This is a genomic window from Nitrospira sp. Ecomares 2.1 (genome assembly GCF_965152585.1).
Genome location: NZ_OZ224219.1, coordinates 812,953 through 828,399, shown reverse-complemented (window position 1 = coordinate 828,399; position 15,447 = coordinate 812,953). Strand labels below are relative to the sequence as shown.

At 52.0% G+C, this 15,447-nt stretch carries 13 protein-coding genes; 2 read left to right on the top strand and 11 right to left on the bottom strand.

The features are described 5' to 3' along the window. Positions 1–239: 239 nt before the first annotated feature. Complete coding sequence (locus ACWHYD_RS03885; protein ID WP_447964606.1) at positions 240–530, bottom strand: hypothetical protein; 291 nt, start codon at positions 528–530, stop codon at positions 240–242. 212 nt (positions 531–742) lie between these two features. Here ACWHYD_RS03885 and ACWHYD_RS03880 point away from each other — a divergent pair, with 212 nt between their 5' ends. Then, entirely contained in the window at positions 743–1,294 is a 552-nt protein-coding gene (locus ACWHYD_RS03880; protein WP_447964605.1) for an OsmC family protein, read from the top strand. Between the two features lie 47 nt (positions 1,295–1,341). Here the strand turns inward: ACWHYD_RS03880 and ACWHYD_RS03875 are convergent, their stop codons facing one another. From ACWHYD_RS03875 to ACWHYD_RS03865, 3 genes are all read right to left on the bottom strand, one after another. After that, positions 1,342–3,450, bottom strand: a complete 2,109-nt coding sequence (locus ACWHYD_RS03875; RefSeq protein WP_447964604.1) for an FG-GAP-like repeat-containing protein — start codon at positions 3,448–3,450, stop codon at positions 1,342–1,344. 255 nt (positions 3,451–3,705) lie between these two features. After that, positions 3,706–4,862, bottom strand: a protein-coding gene (locus ACWHYD_RS03870) for an IS3 family transposase (protein WP_447963071.1) whose coding sequence is annotated in 2 segments (ribosomal slippage) — positions 3,706–4,595 and positions 4,595–4,862 — 1,158 coding nt in all. Because the reading frame shifts where the segments join, the coding sequence is not laid out codon by codon here. A 335-nt stretch (positions 4,863–5,197) separates the two neighbouring features. Continuing rightward, entirely contained in the window at positions 5,198–6,946 is a 1,749-nt protein-coding gene (locus ACWHYD_RS03865; protein ID WP_447964603.1) for a PKD domain-containing protein, read from the bottom strand. A gap of 214 nt (positions 6,947–7,160) precedes the next feature. Between ACWHYD_RS03865 and ACWHYD_RS03860 the strand changes: the two genes are divergently transcribed. Beyond that, the gene (locus tag ACWHYD_RS03860) at positions 7,161–7,307 is read left to right on the top strand and encodes a hypothetical protein (RefSeq protein ID WP_447964602.1); all 147 of its coding nucleotides are present in this window, start codon (positions 7,161–7,163) and stop codon (positions 7,305–7,307) included. A gap of 73 nt (positions 7,308–7,380) precedes the next feature. Here the strand turns inward: ACWHYD_RS03860 and ACWHYD_RS03855 are convergent, their stop codons facing one another. The 7 genes from ACWHYD_RS03855 to ACWHYD_RS03825 all read right to left on the bottom strand — a co-directional run bounded on the left by ACWHYD_RS03855 (position 7,381) and on the right by ACWHYD_RS03825 (position 15,203). Further along, positions 7,381–7,764 (bottom strand): hypothetical protein, encoded by a 384-nt coding sequence (locus ACWHYD_RS03855; protein ID WP_447964601.1) that lies wholly within the window; start codon positions 7,762–7,764, stop codon positions 7,381–7,383. 44 nt (positions 7,765–7,808) lie between these two features. After that, positions 7,809–8,183, bottom strand: a complete 375-nt coding sequence (locus tag ACWHYD_RS03850; protein WP_447964600.1) for a hypothetical protein — start codon at positions 8,181–8,183, stop codon at positions 7,809–7,811. Between the two features lie 475 nt (positions 8,184–8,658). After that, positions 8,659–9,285 (bottom strand): hypothetical protein, encoded by a 627-nt coding sequence (locus ACWHYD_RS03845; RefSeq protein ID WP_447964599.1) that lies wholly within the window; start codon positions 9,283–9,285, stop codon positions 8,659–8,661. Between the two features lie 221 nt (positions 9,286–9,506). Then, positions 9,507–10,400, bottom strand: a complete 894-nt coding sequence (locus ACWHYD_RS03840) for an alpha/beta hydrolase (RefSeq protein ID WP_447964598.1) — start codon at positions 10,398–10,400, stop codon at positions 9,507–9,509. A 49-nt stretch (positions 10,401–10,449) separates the two neighbouring features. After that, positions 10,450–11,355 carry a serine aminopeptidase domain-containing protein gene (locus ACWHYD_RS03835; RefSeq protein ID WP_447964597.1) on the bottom strand — a complete coding sequence of 302 codons (906 nt, stop codon included), beginning with the start codon at positions 11,353–11,355 and terminating at the stop codon, positions 10,450–10,452. Positions 11,356–11,544: 189 nt separating this feature from the next. Beyond that, positions 11,545–12,624 carry a cyclopropane-fatty-acyl-phospholipid synthase gene (locus tag ACWHYD_RS03830; protein ID WP_447964596.1) on the bottom strand — a complete coding sequence of 360 codons (1,080 nt, stop codon included), beginning with the start codon at positions 12,622–12,624 and terminating at the stop codon, positions 11,545–11,547. A gap of 263 nt (positions 12,625–12,887) precedes the next feature. After that, positions 12,888–15,203 (bottom strand): 6-phosphofructokinase, encoded by a 2,316-nt coding sequence (locus ACWHYD_RS03825; RefSeq protein WP_447964595.1) that lies wholly within the window; start codon positions 15,201–15,203, stop codon positions 12,888–12,890. Positions 15,204–15,447: the final 244 nt, after the last annotated feature.

Sequence of the window (15,447 nt, the reverse complement as noted above, 5' to 3'; positions counted from 1 at the left end):
GCCGTTGGCTGCAAGATACAATAACAGAGCTGGGGAACATTATAGGGGTTAAATATTTTTTAATTTAGTCCAAACACTTGTAAAATTTTTCATAATCAGTGGGAGGGTGAATGCTAGCCTGACAAGCCAAACCACCGTTCATGACAGGATAGATCTTATCGGGGTATTCCATACACAAGAGCCGAGACATTCAAGCAACGTCTAACCTGCGAACCAAACCAGTGGGGAAGATACTTACCTTAAAATTTCCCGAGGTGACCGAAACCGTAACCATTTTCTTCGCCCTGCCCGGCAACCGATGAAGTACTGCTTGACTTCTTTTTCTGAGGGGTATCGTCTCTCCCGAAATTCACTACCAATCCAGACATCGGCATTTGAATGTGAATGCCGACCTGAAAAGTCTTTTGTGGGTTACTCCTTCGAAAGACTTTTTTTAGGGAAATGATCCATGATGTTTTCTTCACGGTGCGGAGTTGTAATGCTGACGCCTTGTGGGCTCTATCGGCACGGCTGTGATTCGCTTGGCCCAACTCTGCAAACCTTTACTCCTCTACCGAAACCTCCTTGCCCAGAAACGGGTGGGAAGGTTTTTATTGGGCCATACCCTTTTTAAATAGGAAAGAATAGAATCCCCCGAACAATATTGAGAGAAGATATCCCGGCATGTGGGGGGGCTCTCTAAAGGTGTCACATATTTCAATTATTCATCATAGAGTTAATTAATTCATGGAGGTGAATGGGCATGGCTGACGCGCAAGTCATCAATGGTGTCGATGTCGCAGCGGTGAACGAGCTGGTGAAAAACGTCGAGAGTGATCCCAAACTGGGTGAATGCAGGTTTCACATCGAAAACACCTGGAGTACGTGTGGGCAAAACCAATCGAAGGTCTCAAGCTTTTATGCGGCAAAGCAGGAAATCCCTCACGACGATCCATTCACCCTGAATGCTGATGAACCCGCCATTCTGGCCGGGCATGATACCGGGGCGAATCCCGTGGAGCACCTGTTACATGCGTTGGCGAGCTGCCTGACGACCACCTTGGTGTACCATACTGCCGTGCGGGGCATTAAAATTGAGGCATTGGAATCGGAACTCGAGGGCGACCTGGATAGCAGGGGATTCCTTGGCCTCTCGAATAAGGTCAGGAGCGGGTTCGAGAATATTCGGGTCAACTGTAAAATCAAAACCGATGCGGAGAACATCGAGAAACTCAAGACGTTGAGTACACTCTCACCGTTGTTTGATATGACCTCCCATGGCACCAATGTTCAGGTGGATATCGAGAGAAAGTAGGGAAAATAAATTGAAACAGGTGGGCTGGCGAGCTAATGGGTGAGAGTTTAAGGTTGCGACGGTTGAATCTTCCACTCTGGAGATACCCCACCGGGAAATCCAACCGATGAAACAATCGCACCGTTCATCATCCACACCGCCACAGCACCATTGGTATGCTGCCAGATCACGTCAGCCTCAGGACTGCCATCGGCATCAGCCACTTGTTTCACCTTCCACTCCGGTGAAACGAAACCAAGATTTCCAGTTGAGATCACAGAACCACCGTTCATCCGCCAGATTGTAACGAGATGATTGGTTTCATTTTTCCACAAGAGGTCAGCTTTGCCATCGCCATCAAAATCACCCACTCCCTGAATTTTCCAATTCACAGAGGTCGCACCAGGAAATTCAATAGAACTAACCCCAAGGCCATTCATCAACCACACCGCGACCACCCCGCTGGTGTCATTGCGCCAAATAATATCTGATTTGTCATCCCCATTCAGATCGCCCAAGCCCGCAATCTCCCATTTCAATGAAACGTTGGATAAAAATGCCGAATTGACAATAGTACCTCCATTCATCAACCACACCGCGACCTGGCCCGTTTTTTTATTTCGCCATACCAGATCTGCTTTCCCATCACCACTCACATCCCCCACTTTTTCAATGTTCCAAGACAGGGAGGTGCTCCCGGGGAAGCCTACACTGGTGATATTCAGGCCATTCATTAGCCAGACGGCGACGGTGCCCGTACTCGTATGCCGCCAGATGACATCCGCTTTGCCATCATTATTCACATCGCCAATACCCTTAATCTCCCACTCAGCTGGCACCCGTCCAAGTAAGCCCATCGAGACCACACTGTGCCAATTCATGAGCCAGAGAGCGACGTTTCCAGTCTGAGAATTTCGCCAGAGAAGATCGGCGTTTTCATTATCATTGAAATCGACCTCCTGTTGGGGTGGAAAATTTATGTAGTGTCCATAGTTGTCCCGGTTGTATTTTTTCTTGTTATACGGAAGACTGGTATCCGTGGGGCCGGCCACCCATTTGTGCTGCATGTATAAATCTTCCAGGTCCTCCGGGTAAGCATGAGAAATGTTCCATCTCAAAGCTGAATCCGCAGGAAGCAACGTCAGGTAGGACGGAAATATCTCATCGGACCCGGGATTCCAATTTTCCGGAATAGTCCCTGTTAACCAATTAAAAGACAGAGCTGCCCCCGGTTCTAGCAGACCGTTACCCCAAAGACCGTCAAACGATTTATCCAGAAAAATTCCGGATAAATTTAGAACAGTATTTTGGGGAGGAAAGTTTAAGGCAAGAGTGCCAGTATTTACGATTCGCCCTTTAATGGCGACCGGTCCAGCCGTCAGACGGGTTTGTGCCTGTATCCACAACTCATATTCAAAGAGGTGCTCGGAATCGAGATGGGACGGAGTGGGATGGACGGTGATAGTCAGGTCTGCGCTATTCGCCAGCTCTCCATCAGTTGCGGTCAGTCGTAGGACATATGTTCCCGGAGCACTGAATCTGGCGGTGGTATTAACTTCGAACTCATTCAAAAAGGTCACGGTGCCGGGGCCACTGATTGTTGACCATTGTGACCACGTGAAGTTGTAAGGGGCGCCATCATCCGTCACAGTCCCATCAAGAGCTGCGGCACCAGGAAGGATAACGGTTTGGGGCGAACCGGCATTGACCGTAGGGGCGACATTTGGTCCCACTTTAAAAGCCGCTATCCAAGTATCGGGTTGAATATCCGCCGTGCTACACCAACCCTTCAATTGAAAAGTGAGGTCATAGTTACCTGGAGCGAGTTCTAGTGCTCCAGTGCCCCAGAAATTGGACAAAGCTGCGTCATCGAATTGGTCGGTCCAGGCCGCACAACCGGGGCTCACAAAAGGCGTGTAAAGTCCGGTAAAGACCCCCTGATTAAAGACATCTATAAATCCCCCATTCCAACCTGCATCTGTAACAATCAGGTATAACTTTTGACCCTCGGTGACTGAAAATGTGAAGCCATCCTCATTGTTAAATCTATTATTTCCGAAAGGATGCGTCCATGTGAGCGATTGCCAACCGGAACCGGGTAAATAGGCAGTGGCTCCCATTGCAGATTGAGGAAAGGCGAGAAGAACAATAAATATTGTTCCAAAGAAAAGGTGCATTATGGTTAGAAGCCTCAGAGGTTGCCATCCGAATATCGGTAAAATCCTGGTATTCCTTGATGATACTGAAGCAGAGAGACCAGCCCCGGTATAACGCGAATTCATCAGCGTCGGATTGTTAAGTCCAGGTTTAAGGAAGACGGAAAAGGGCCTCTAAACCATGCGTTAGATGGCAATTAAACTTTGGGGCTTACACATGGGGGATCTGTTTCAATGGGGTCACATTGATCTTCCCCTAGTTTCGTGGACACCTAGTTAAGCCGCGAGAGCCATTTCTTCAAACTCAGCTGGCGTCCGATAGCCAAGAACAGAATGGCGTCGCTGCCGGTTGTAAAAGACTTCGATATAGTTAAAAATCTCCGCTCTGGCCTCCTGACGTGTGTGATACTGTCGAGCATGAATGAGTTCCACCTTCAGTGTGTGGAAGAAACTTTCCGCGACCGCGTTATCCCAACAATTCCCCTTCCGACTCATACTGCACTGAATCCTCGAGGCTGTTAAGACAGCCTGAAACGCATTGCTGGCATACTGCACGCCCTGATCAGAATGGTGGCTGAGGCCAGGCCCCGGCTTCCCATTCTTAAGCGCCATCGTGAGCGCGTCAATCACTAATTGTTGAGTCATCCACCGATCCATGGCCCAGCCGACCACTTTCCGATGGTAGAGATCGAGCGTGATCGCCAGATACAACCATCCTTCGCGAGTGGGGATATACGTGATGTCGGACACCCACCAGCAGTTGGGCGTGGCCACCGCAAACTGCCGTGCCAATACGTTTTCCGCGACCGGATGGGTATGACAAGAATTTGTCGTGGCCTTGAACTTCCGTTTGTGCCGGGAGACAATCCCGTGCGTGCGCATCAACTGGGCAACCCGGTGTTTTCCGCAGGCCTGACCAGTGGCTTGCAAATCCGCATGAATACGGGGACTGCCGTAGGTCTGCCGACTGCGTTGATGGATGGCTTTGATCTCCACCAGTAAACGGCGGTTCGCTCGGCTTCGTGGGCTTTCAGCACGTTGCAGCCATGCATAGAACCCGCTTCTGCCCACTCCCAGTACTTGACACATCAGGCCGACTGGAAAGACTTCTCGATAATTTCGGATAAACGCATATCTCATAGCGAATCCTTCGAGAAGATGGCTGCTGCTTTTTTTAAGATATCTCGTTCCATCTGTAATCGTGCATTCTCGCGCCGCAGCCGCCGGAGTTCCTCGGCTTCCGGGCTGCCTGGTCCATGGCCGGGAAACGCGCCCTCCGGGCTTTCGACTAACTCCTGTTTCCACCGGCCTAACACGGTATCCCGGATGCCCAGATCCCGAGCCACTTGAGCCAGGCTCCTTCCACCCTCCGTCAGAAGCCGAACGGCTTCAACTTTGAACTCTTTGGTAAAACTCCTCCGTGATCGTCCCATCGACACCTCCTTCAGAACATTATCCATACTTATGGACGTGTCCACAAAACCGGGGGAAGATCACATCCATTCTGGTGGAGAAAAGCGCGGAACGGTGAAACCGGCGGGGGGAGAAACATGGGGGGAGAACCGGGAGGAATTACGGGGACAAAAGGCGGGATTGCCCAGCGTATAAAAAGGACCTTTCGGATTCATTTCATGCCTTTAGATAGTCTTCCTCGGCTTCAATTCCTTCGACTGGAAAAGACTCCATTCCATATACAATGAGATGAGGGAAGTCAGGTTCATTGTGCCACTTACCGGACTGATGCTCGCACAGGGTAAATGCGTGAGCTTCAATTGTGAGGTTGAATCTTCCATCCTGACCCCACCCCGCCAGGAAATCCGACGGATTCGATTACTGTGCCATTCATCAGCCAAACGGCAACCGTCCCATTGTCATGCTGCCAGACCACATCGACTTTCTCGTCAGCATTTTCATCAGACACCTGAGCAATGTGCCACGCTAACGGCACTCCGCCCAGAGAGCCAACTGAACCAATGGTGCTGCCATTCATGAACCAGACCGCCACCGCTCCATTGACGATATTGCGCCAAACTATGTCTGTGGTCCCATGCCCATCGAAATCCCCGAAACCGGCTATCTCCCAATCCGTAGGAGCAACTCCAGACAATCCCATTGAGACGATGGTGGTGCCATCCATTAGCCAAACGGCGACTTGGCCCGTGCTCGAATTGTGCCAGATCACATCTCCCTTCCCATTGGCATCCACATCTCCAACACCCTTCAACTGCCAACTTGTCCAGTCTCCGGCTACTGGGTTCAGTACGCGCGAATCGGAAATGGCCTGACCATTCATTAACCAGATGCCTACTTGACCGGTATTCGTATTCACCCAAATCAGATCCGCTTTGGTATCACCATTGAGATCCCCGACAGCCTTCAATTTCCATTCAGGTGATACCGAACCAGGAAATCCCACAGACATGAGCATAACCCCTTCCATAAACCAAATAGCCACAGTTTGGGAATTCTGATTTTGCCATACCACATCCGCTTTGCCATCCCCATTCACATCCCCAATGCCCATAATTTTCCATGGCGCTGGGACCTTCCCTGGGTATCCAAAATCTTTAACCGCGCTGTCATTCATCGCCCAGATGACCACAGTCCCAGTCAATAGGTTTTGCCAAAGAAGGTCTGCTTTGCTATCTCTATCAAAATCCTGAGGATTGGGGATGGTAAGGCCAATGGGGTAAGGAATAGCCGCCCTGCTGCGGTTTAAAGTAGCGGTGGCGGTGAAACGACAGCCATCTCCCCCAATAGGTCCTTCAAACCGGGTGAACGTGAGATGATTCCCGGACAGGGTGCCCGTCAAATTAACCATTCCACTTCCACCAGCAGCATTATCGCTGATTCGTTTAAGTTCAAAAATCCCTCTGCCTGCAAACATGCCATCCGCATTCACGGAATTTCGAAGCAACAGGTTAACCACAAAAGCCCCCTCCACCAGATCTAATTGGAAAGCCCCCTCACTCGTAAAGGCTGCTCCCTCCTGGGTTTGCATGGCTAAGATAATTGGAACGCTGCCAGATTTCGATCTATTGTTCGCAGGATTGGGACAGTTTGATAGAGTTCGGGTGAGCAACCCGGTCCAGGTCCCTCGTGAATCGGGGACTCGGACTAAAGATATATCATTATACGTGATGGTAACTTGGGCATTCGTGCTGAGGGCGCCATCGTCAGCCGTGAGACGTAAGACATATGTTCCCCCGAGACTGAAACTGGCTGTGGTATCCACGGCCGCAGCATTGCCAAACGTCACGGTGCCCGGCCCGCTCACTTTGATCCAAGTGCTAGTCACTGTTCCACCTGGCAGCCCGTCATCGGTCACGGTCCCATCTAAAGGGGCCGTGCTGTGAAATACGCCAATGGTTTGATTGGGTCCGGCATCCACCACAGGAGCCTGATTGGAAGGATCAAGGTGAGCGATCCGGGCTTCCGTTATCTCTGCCGAATTGAGCACACTGCCAACAATGGTAAGACCAAACACTACTAAAATGGGTACAACGGTTCTGTTCATGTTTATTGCTTTTACCTTTCTGTGTAAAAACAACTCTCACCGTTTTTTGACCAAGGAAGTGTATCTTTAATGTACTCTATTCCGCCTTATTGGCAACTCTTACTGGGTGGAGGGTGGAGACCCACTGACTTTGGGGGAATAACGAATGTAGGTAGGATGCCTCCTTACAAAGGAGGGGGTTCTGGAACGATCCCATTCATGGAAGTGAATGGCCATGGACGACGCGAAAATCCTTAATGGTGTCAATGTTGGAGCCGTGGACGAGCTGGTGAAATACGTGGGAAGTGATCCCAACCTGGGTGAATGCAAGCTTCACATCAAATATCCCCGGAGTACGTGTGAACAAAACCAATCACTGTAAGTCGGGATTTCACACTTCAATCCCAACCATTAGGAAAGTCAGGACAAATTTTGGATGAGAGAACGGGGAGGAATTAGGGGGTCAAGAGGCAAGACTGCCCGGCATATTCAAAAGACTTCTCGAATTCATTTCTTGCATGTCGATAGTCTTCTTCTGCTTCAATCACTTCCTTTGTTCGGGTTGGGGCTTTCCACGAGGCCTGGTTGCAGGCTACGGCTTTTCCTAGGTTAAAGACTCCGCCTCGTGCACACAACACCTTTAGGTCCGCATATGCTATACGCTCCCGGTTCCTGGACGATTGTAACGTTTGTTGATACCCGGTTAGATTTTTCCGAGCTTTGATCACCTTTTCTACTGCGATGCCACAGGAGGGAGCATACGGTTCGCTGCCGGCAGGCCAAGCCCAGGCCACGAGAAGCAGAAGAGGGAGAGCTATACCAGGTAAAATTTTGATCATCACCGATTGATACCGAATAGAACGTTTACAATCATCGCGCCTGGTTAAGGCTCAAGTAGACAGATCTGCTTTGCCTGTTGAAACATTTCTTCAAACGCTCGCCTTTCCTGCCGGTATTGGTCTATTTCAGCCAAAGCAAACTTGTCGGGTTTTGGGCTGTGCCATTGCGACTTGGAACAAATGACCGTTTGATTCCCACTACCACGGCTGCCGGCAACACAGGCCTCCGCTTCGCCATATGCGCCGGATTGATGGGCTCTTAACATTTCCATGGTACGACGGAATGGAACAAGCGCCTTCCTAGCCGTATCAATCTTTTCTAACATGATCTCACAGGATGGAGAAGAGGATTCGGCGAATGTCGGAGTAGTAAACACAACCGCAAGGCCGAGGATGGCGAGAGAAGAAAAATGTTTCATCTTCAGTTCCGGTTAAGGACAACTCGAAGAAGCCTTATATTATCACTCCTTTGGCCGGCGAGGACAATCACTGAGTAGAAAGGAGATCGCTAGTAGCAGTGGCTAGTAGAACCGGTAGGACGACTACCTGGCATTATGGAATGGCACCTACCCATTATAGATCTTTTCTTCAAGAACCCAAAAATCAATTAACGACCCTGAGTCGAATGCCGAGCGGGCAGGCAATTGGGGGGAGAGAAAGAGGTCCGGATTTATCCGGGTTGCGAGGAGTGTCTGACGCAGCATCAGCCCAAACGGTCATTTCAACACATGGCTCGTCATCCTCACCGCCTCATGGTGATTGACAGACCCCCGGCATGCTGATTCATTTCACAGCCAGGCAATACCCATCCCTTCAGCCATACGGCCCAGGAAATTCCGTTGAGCGCCGCACTCAACTCGTCAAGCCTATACTTGATCCCGGTACAGCGAGTGTCTACGCCTTCACGACCAGTGCGGGATAGCGAGCCTGCACGGTGTACCAGTTCCATGGTCCACCCGCCGTCTGCGTGATGGCTCCCCAGACCTCTGCCGATGGCGGCACGTTCCTGAGCACCAGCGACACCGTCGTCTGGCCACTGAGCGTCCGCGGGCCGCTGTTTGCCACCGTGCCGCCTCCGGCGTACCCGGATAGGTCGAACGTCGATGCCCGTTCAAAAACCTCGATCGCGAACACCATGACGTAAGTCGAAACGGCTGTAATCCCGTAGGCTTTCGGCTCAAAGTGCATGGAAACGGCAGGGTTTCGGGTGGGCGACTCCCGACGATCGAATCCGGCATACGGCTTGGCTCCACTCGAAGTATTCACATCCACCTGAACAATGGTCGGCCTGATGAGAGTCAGATTTGTTCGGCCACGACCGACGGTCTTGGCGGGGCTCAAGGTCTCTATCGAAAAAACAAAAAAGCCGACATTACGCCAGCCGCTGACCGGTTCGAACATTTCTTTGAGATCCTTTAATGGCAGGTCTGATGGAAATTTGGCGGGATTCACCTTGCGCTTGTTGATTGGTTCAGGCTCGGTCGGCTTTGCAGGTCTCTTGGATGGTTTTTTTGTTGTCATGATGACTCTCTTTGTGGTGGGTGAAGTCCATTCGCCTCCCGTTTTCGGAACGGGAGATTTCGCTACTCTACTCCTTCCGTCTTAAAAATCAACTACCCCGCCAAGGAGAGCAATCGTGTGTGAGATGCTCACGAACAGTTGAAGAAGCAGGAGTGCTGAATCTTGTATGGCTGACTATTTGTGAAGATGCACGTCACTTGCCCATACGGGAAGGAGGTCAGTCAACGGAAGGGTCTGAGCAAGTTAAGGATTTCTTGGAGCATCGCCTCCGGGTTTTCCATGCAATCATGACCCGCGCGAGGAATGTCCTTGATAGACACGAAGGGATTCCCTGCCTTTTGTGCAATGCGTTGTAAAGCTTCGGCTTCCCATGCCCCGATAAGCGGGTCATTTTCTCCCCGCATCAGCAGCATGGGCAATGTGACCCGGCTTATCTGTTTATAGGCCATGGCAGAGTATGCCTCCGGTCCCATCATGTGCCACCACGTTTTATAGGTAAAGATTTCATCGTGCAATGGGCTCCGGCTTGGTCCTCGGGCTTGGTAGATCACCACCATTTCGTCATGATCACTCTGAGAGGGATTCTCGCCGAGAATAGACTTAGCCTGGGCATACAATTCCTCATAGCTCGGAGTACTTTCCCATTTGGCCAATCGCTTTCTCTGTGTATCGGGGATGGCATAATGCGTCCCTTCAAGAATGAGCCCTTTGACAGTGGGAACCTGGCGATGCCCGGCCCAGTGCAAGACCATACTGGCACCGAGGCTATAGCCTAAGATGAAAATATTAGAAAATCCCTCTTGAGTCAGGAAATGCACGGCTGCGTCTATATCATGGATCGTCTCATCGAAAATTCCTCTTCCGTTTATTTGCCCGGCGAATGCCAGTCTGGTGTTAATGGAAAACGACGAAATATTTCGCTCCCGGAGCGCCTGAGGAAGAAGGCGAGGAGTTCCCCGTGCCAGGAAGTTCCCTAACAGACCATGCACCTCTATGACAATTGGTGTCTTGAGGATGTTCGTATCAAGATCATTTTCTTTGATGACCAGATGCCCATTCATCATCACACCATCGCGTGTTCGAAGCCGGAACAGTTGTTGGTGGGGGTGGATCATCGGAATCTTTGGTGGAGAGATTTTTGGACAGTTCCGTAAAAGACCGTCATTATTCAAATCGTTCCTGAATCCATTTCACTACCTCTTGTCCGAGTTCTTCGTGCTTTCCAGAAAGATCGTGCCCGGCTTCAAGATGAAGCAGGGTCACATCGGGGTTGCCTGCCGTTGTGGCCACATTTCCCAGTGCGGCACACTCCTGTGGATCGATCATCTCATCATATTGTCCGTGAACTAACAGGACCGGCACCTTGATACCGCCTATATGTTGATAGGCTTTGGGACCATCGGCTTCAGGTCCTGCTAAGGCCCACCAGGTTTTTAACGTATAGATTTCCGAATGCTCCGGTCGGACGGTTGGACCATGCGCCCGTTTGACGACAATGGTTTCATCATCCGGCAGATCATGCCCGGGCTTTGAAGGATACAGTGTTTTGGCCTTTTCATAGACTTCCTGGTAGGAAGGTTGACTGCCAAATCGTGTCCATCGTTTCCGGATCGTGTCGGGCAAAGAATACGCTGTGGCAATGGCAATAATTCCTTGAATGGCAGGAGATGGGAATTGTTGCTGTTGCAACGCGCCATAACGAATCGCCATGGCTCCTCCCAAACCATGTCCTACAAGAATAATTTTCTGAAAACCCATCTGTCGAAGATACATACAAGCCGCATGGATTTGAGGCATCGCCTCGTCGAAAATACCAAATCCAAAAAATAGGCCCAGGTTGGCCATGATCGTATTGATGGTCATGGAGGAATACCCATGCTTCGCCAGAATGTACGGAAGGTCATGCTCGGTTTCATCCAGGAGATTCCCTAAGAGTCCATGGAGCCTCAATAAGACAGGTTTGTTCCGGAGATGCTCAACGTCTGTGACAAGATGATAAAACAGCCCATCAATTTGGTGATTTTGAAAAGGAATGGAAATGATGGTTCCAGACCAACTATCAACCTTCATATTGCACCCTTTAATACCGCGATGGCCGTGTCTATGTTATTTCACGTGATCAAAATCTGAAGGCCCCGTCCATGACTCCCATCAAAAAACGAATGGGACTTTTCAGGGAATGCCCAAGAGGCTGGATGAGTTGTGTGACAATACGGACTCGATGAACGTCATAGTGCACAGGCCGGCAGGCAACCCCACTCACACACGCGTCAGTAATGCACCCAACGAAATAAAATGGAACTCGTAGCGCTCAGGATCGGCCTCGAATCGATTTGCCATCCGGGCGTACAGCTCGTCGATCAGCTGTGGCCGATCGGGGGTGTTCGGCAGGCCGGACGTAAAGACAGGTTCTGAGAACGCGCGGATGAATCCGGCGTAGCTCCCGGCCCAGGCGCGCGAGTCCCCACTCCGGGCAAACTCTTCGTTGAAGGGTACCCGGCATTCGCGGGCCTCCGCCTTGTCAACGCGGAAAGCCGTGGGCTCCCCGCTCTCTCCGGACGGGGGCAACAATTCCGGAAGCGAACGATAGAAAACGGGGAAGACGAAATTCTCGTAGACGTCGCGCGTCAGGCGGCCGTCCTCCACCATGTCCAGCATCGCATCGCTCAGCCCGTCGATTATTCCGTTTGCGGTGTTGTGCTCGTCGTTTCGTCCGAAGACTTGAACGAGCAGCTTCCCGCCGGGCTTCAGCTCGGCGGCACGGGACCGGTAGAAACTCAGGATGTCTTCACGGGCGTGCTGGGTGAAGGCGGCTCTTTCTTCCGGGGTCACCGAGACGCCCTCGCGAAAGGCCCGCTGCGCTGGCGGCGAGGGCGAGATGAACTGCCGAAGGGGCGTCGCGGGCAACGCAGACATCCAGCCCACCGCATTGAAGGTCGTCGCGATGTCAAGGCTCGAAGCCGGAGCAACACGCTCGAAGAGTGACCCGCCGACGGCAGCGGGATAGATACCGGCTGTGCGACTTGTCGGTGTCTGGTCGGGAAAGAGGTTGGCGAAGAGTTGATTGAAGTCGTTCGTGGGCAGATCATCGAAGAAGGTCCAGATGTCGGCCGATGTGCGTTCGCGCAGTGCCTTGATGATCGCGCCCACGGCATGAATCGCGTTAGCGCCTTCGGACGAACCGAGGTCGAGCAGCGCGATCGGCGAGCCGCGCGCCGGCAAGGGCAAATCGGCCATGGCCTCTACCATCCAGGGAAGAAACTCGTCCATCGCGGCGCGCTGCCCGGAGGAATGCGCATCGTAGAAGCCTCCCCCTCTCATACCGGTCGTACTCGCCATGTTTAGATCTCCAGGCCCGTCGCGTGGGAGGCGGCGGATCTCATGTCGTGACATCAATACTCGGGCGCTGATGATCGCTTTAAAAGCCCTGTTTGCGCAGAGCAATACGAATGGTAAAAGGCCAGTTTGCCTGGACCGGAAACTACCAAAGACCTTGTTGAGGAATCAATCCCGTGTGGTCAACACACTCATCCGACCTCCTGTGTGTGACACACTCAAAAATTCAAGCCTGTCACGTAGCAAAAAGACAAACCCTTTTTTTGCTAAACCAACTCGGTTCCGTGCATGCGCGCGAAGAGTTCCCAATCAAAGGGTTTTGGTGCCACGGCATGCAGAGGAATGGGCTGAATGGTTCCAGGATCACGGTAGGCTAACATGCAGCCGATGATCTGTTCCGGTTGTTCGATCAACCGCCGGATGGCTTCGTAGGCAAAGAGTTGCGCCATGGTTTTGTCCACCGGGGTGGGGAAGGCGCCTCGGAGGGTATGGCCAAGAATGGTGGCCTTGGTTGCCACAGACAGAGGGTAATGTCCGGATCGCGGTTGCAGGTGGGTCCACTGGGAAATCCGACTGCCGACATAATCCACCAAGCCATGGACCCCGCCCTCCGGATGATGTTGGTGAGGCGTGCGTTCGGCCACAATTATTATATGGCTTTTATTCCGGACCCCCAACGTTTGTTTCAATGTCCCCAGAATGACTTCCTCAATGTAGGCATCCGGATCCGGATGTTCATTCACTAACAGTCCCTCGGCTCGTGCCTGGTAGGCACACATAAGCGCCAGATGCCCGGATCCTGCCCCCATGACCTCCACAAAAAACACACTGCCCATGGCGGCACTGGTTGCCTTCAGCGACTCGATGGATTGATTAGCCAGGGCGACCGCCGATTGGAGCCCGAGTGAGGTGGTTCCGGCGATATTGTCGTCGATCGAACCGGGAATCCCCACAACCTGAATGCCGAACCGTTCATAAATGGCACGGGCCCCACGCATACTGCCGTCACCGCCCATCACAATGAGCGCCCCATCCTCCAGGTACGGTTTGAGATGCTGAATGGCGGCCAGTTGAGCCTCCTCATCCTTGAAATCTTCAAAACGGCTACTGCCAATCGGGCTGCTGGCATGATTGCTCATGCCACGTGTGTCCTGTTCCGTCACCAACTCAATCCAATTATTGGCCAACCCCAGAAATCCGTGTTGCACGAAATAGACTTCGAGGCCTAACCGGTTCCCCGTCACGCGGAGCTCCTTCAATGCCGCTCCGGCTCCCGCAAAATCCCCACCGGAGACCAGGGCCACGATCCGCCGAATCTGACGTGGTTTCAAGATGACCTTTCCCCGACGGCCTTGCTCCGCAGTCATCAAGGCCTCGCGGACGGCACGTTCCCGCTCTGAAAGGCCCACGGCTGTGGAATAGCCTGACAATTGCCCATGTTCATAGGTGAGGAGAACGACGTTGTCCTGTCCTTCCTTATAGGCGCCAAATTCTGAGAAGGCTTCACTGAATGGACGAGGATCCAGAAAAATTAAGAGCGCACGCAAGGTTGAGCTGTGCGTATATAAACACAACACTTTTCCCTGGTGGCTTTGACCCAACTGATGGAACCCGTCAACCAATTCCACATAGAGTTCAAAGAAAGAGTGACCGCCGGGATAACTGTACAGGGGGTGTTTAATCAGACGTTGCGCCGTCTTCGTATCGACCCCAAAGGCCCTGGCGGCTTCTTCGATCTCAATTGTTTTCTCAATACCGGTGGCCCATCCGAAGTCTTGCGATTCTAACGCCCATTCCGTGATGGGCTGAGTGGCCTCGGCTGTCTCGGGAGACAGGATAGAGACGACCCGTTCAAAAAGCTGCCGGGTATTGGGACTCTGACTCACCATATGCACAAAGGATTTCGAATCCAGGTAGTTATCCAACTGAAGGTAGTCCAGTTGTTTTCCCACCAAGCCTAAGGTCCGGACAAGGGCGGTTCCGATGGCGTCAGCCTTAGGAATTCCCCGCTCGGCATCCAGGACGTTTCTCAACCGGCGCCCCACCCGAAACTTCTTACTATCCATCCGGGAGACACCGTGCCGCATGGTGAAAAACAGCGTGCGGGCACTTAAATCCCTTGGCATCAACCAGAAGCGGTCATCGCCAATATCCAGGACGATCCGACCCTCCGCCAGATTGGGCGTCATATGCTCGCGCGGAACGATCGCCACGGGTCGACGTCGTATAGGTTTATTCGTGGCCCCGATTGGTGCTCGAAACAAGGGAGCAAGCTCGCCCTGAGCGAGAAGCTGATTCCAGGCAGCGAAAAACACCAACTCATCTCCTCCGCAGGCTTGCCGGATCAACGCCTGCCTTGCCTCTCTGTAAGCTGCGGCATTGGCAAACCCTTTTTGAGCCTCCTGCACAAACAGTCGTATGGCGGCCATGGCCTCCAATGTCCGTTGCGGACGATCTTCCAATGAAGTTAAAGGGGAATGAGGCTCCGCACCCTCTACGGGCGGACGTCTGGCAATAGCCTCCCCATAGGTTAACAGCCCGTTAATCGTGACAAATTCCAGATTTTCTGCTTCTGCTTTCATCTATTCACCTCACCAAATCCTTCAGCTATTATTGGTTTCATACTCATCTTGCATCATCATAATATGATTCGACCTTATCGACAACGCACATCCTCCTCCATAAACATTTAAGTCATCTCCTGTCGATACAATTATCCTGTGCACCCGGTTCTCCCGGCTTGTGGAAAAGACGCCCTTCTTTCACTCACCCGGTGGGTGATACCACGCCAACACAATGGAGTCCGGACCGGTGATCCACCATGCT

Coding starts and splice junctions, on each gene's coding strand:
- ACWHYD_RS03825 (WP_447964595.1), bottom strand. CDS start 15,203: ATGAAAGCAGAAGCAGAAAATCTGGAATTTGTCACGATTAACGGGCTG.
- ACWHYD_RS03835 (WP_447964597.1), bottom strand. CDS start 11,355: ATGAAGGTTGATAGTTGGTCTGGAACCATCATTTCCATTCCTTTTCAA.
- ACWHYD_RS03855 (WP_447964601.1), bottom strand. CDS start 7,764: ATGATCAAAATTTTACCTGGTATAGCTCTCCCTCTTCTGCTTCTCGTG.
- ACWHYD_RS03875 (WP_447964604.1), bottom strand. CDS start 3,450: ATGCACCTTTTCTTTGGAACAATATTTATTGTTCTTCTCGCCTTTCCT.
- ACWHYD_RS03830 (WP_447964596.1), bottom strand. CDS start 12,624: ATGGCGAGTACGACCGGTATGAGAGGGGGAGGCTTCTACGATGCGCAT.
- ACWHYD_RS03840 (WP_447964598.1), bottom strand. CDS start 10,400: ATGATCCACCCCCACCAACAACTGTTCCGGCTTCGAACACGCGATGGT.
- ACWHYD_RS03865 (WP_447964603.1), bottom strand. CDS start 6,946: ATGAACAGAACCGTTGTACCCATTTTAGTAGTGTTTGGTCTTACCATT.
- ACWHYD_RS03880 (WP_447964605.1), top strand. CDS start 743: ATGGCTGACGCGCAAGTCATCAATGGTGTCGATGTCGCAGCGGTGAAC.
- ACWHYD_RS03860 (WP_447964602.1), top strand. CDS start 7,161: ATGGACGACGCGAAAATCCTTAATGGTGTCAATGTTGGAGCCGTGGAC.
- ACWHYD_RS03850 (WP_447964600.1), bottom strand. CDS start 8,183: ATGAAACATTTTTCTTCTCTCGCCATCCTCGGCCTTGCGGTTGTGTTT.
- ACWHYD_RS03845 (WP_447964599.1), bottom strand. CDS start 9,285: ATGACAACAAAAAAACCATCCAAGAGACCTGCAAAGCCGACCGAGCCT.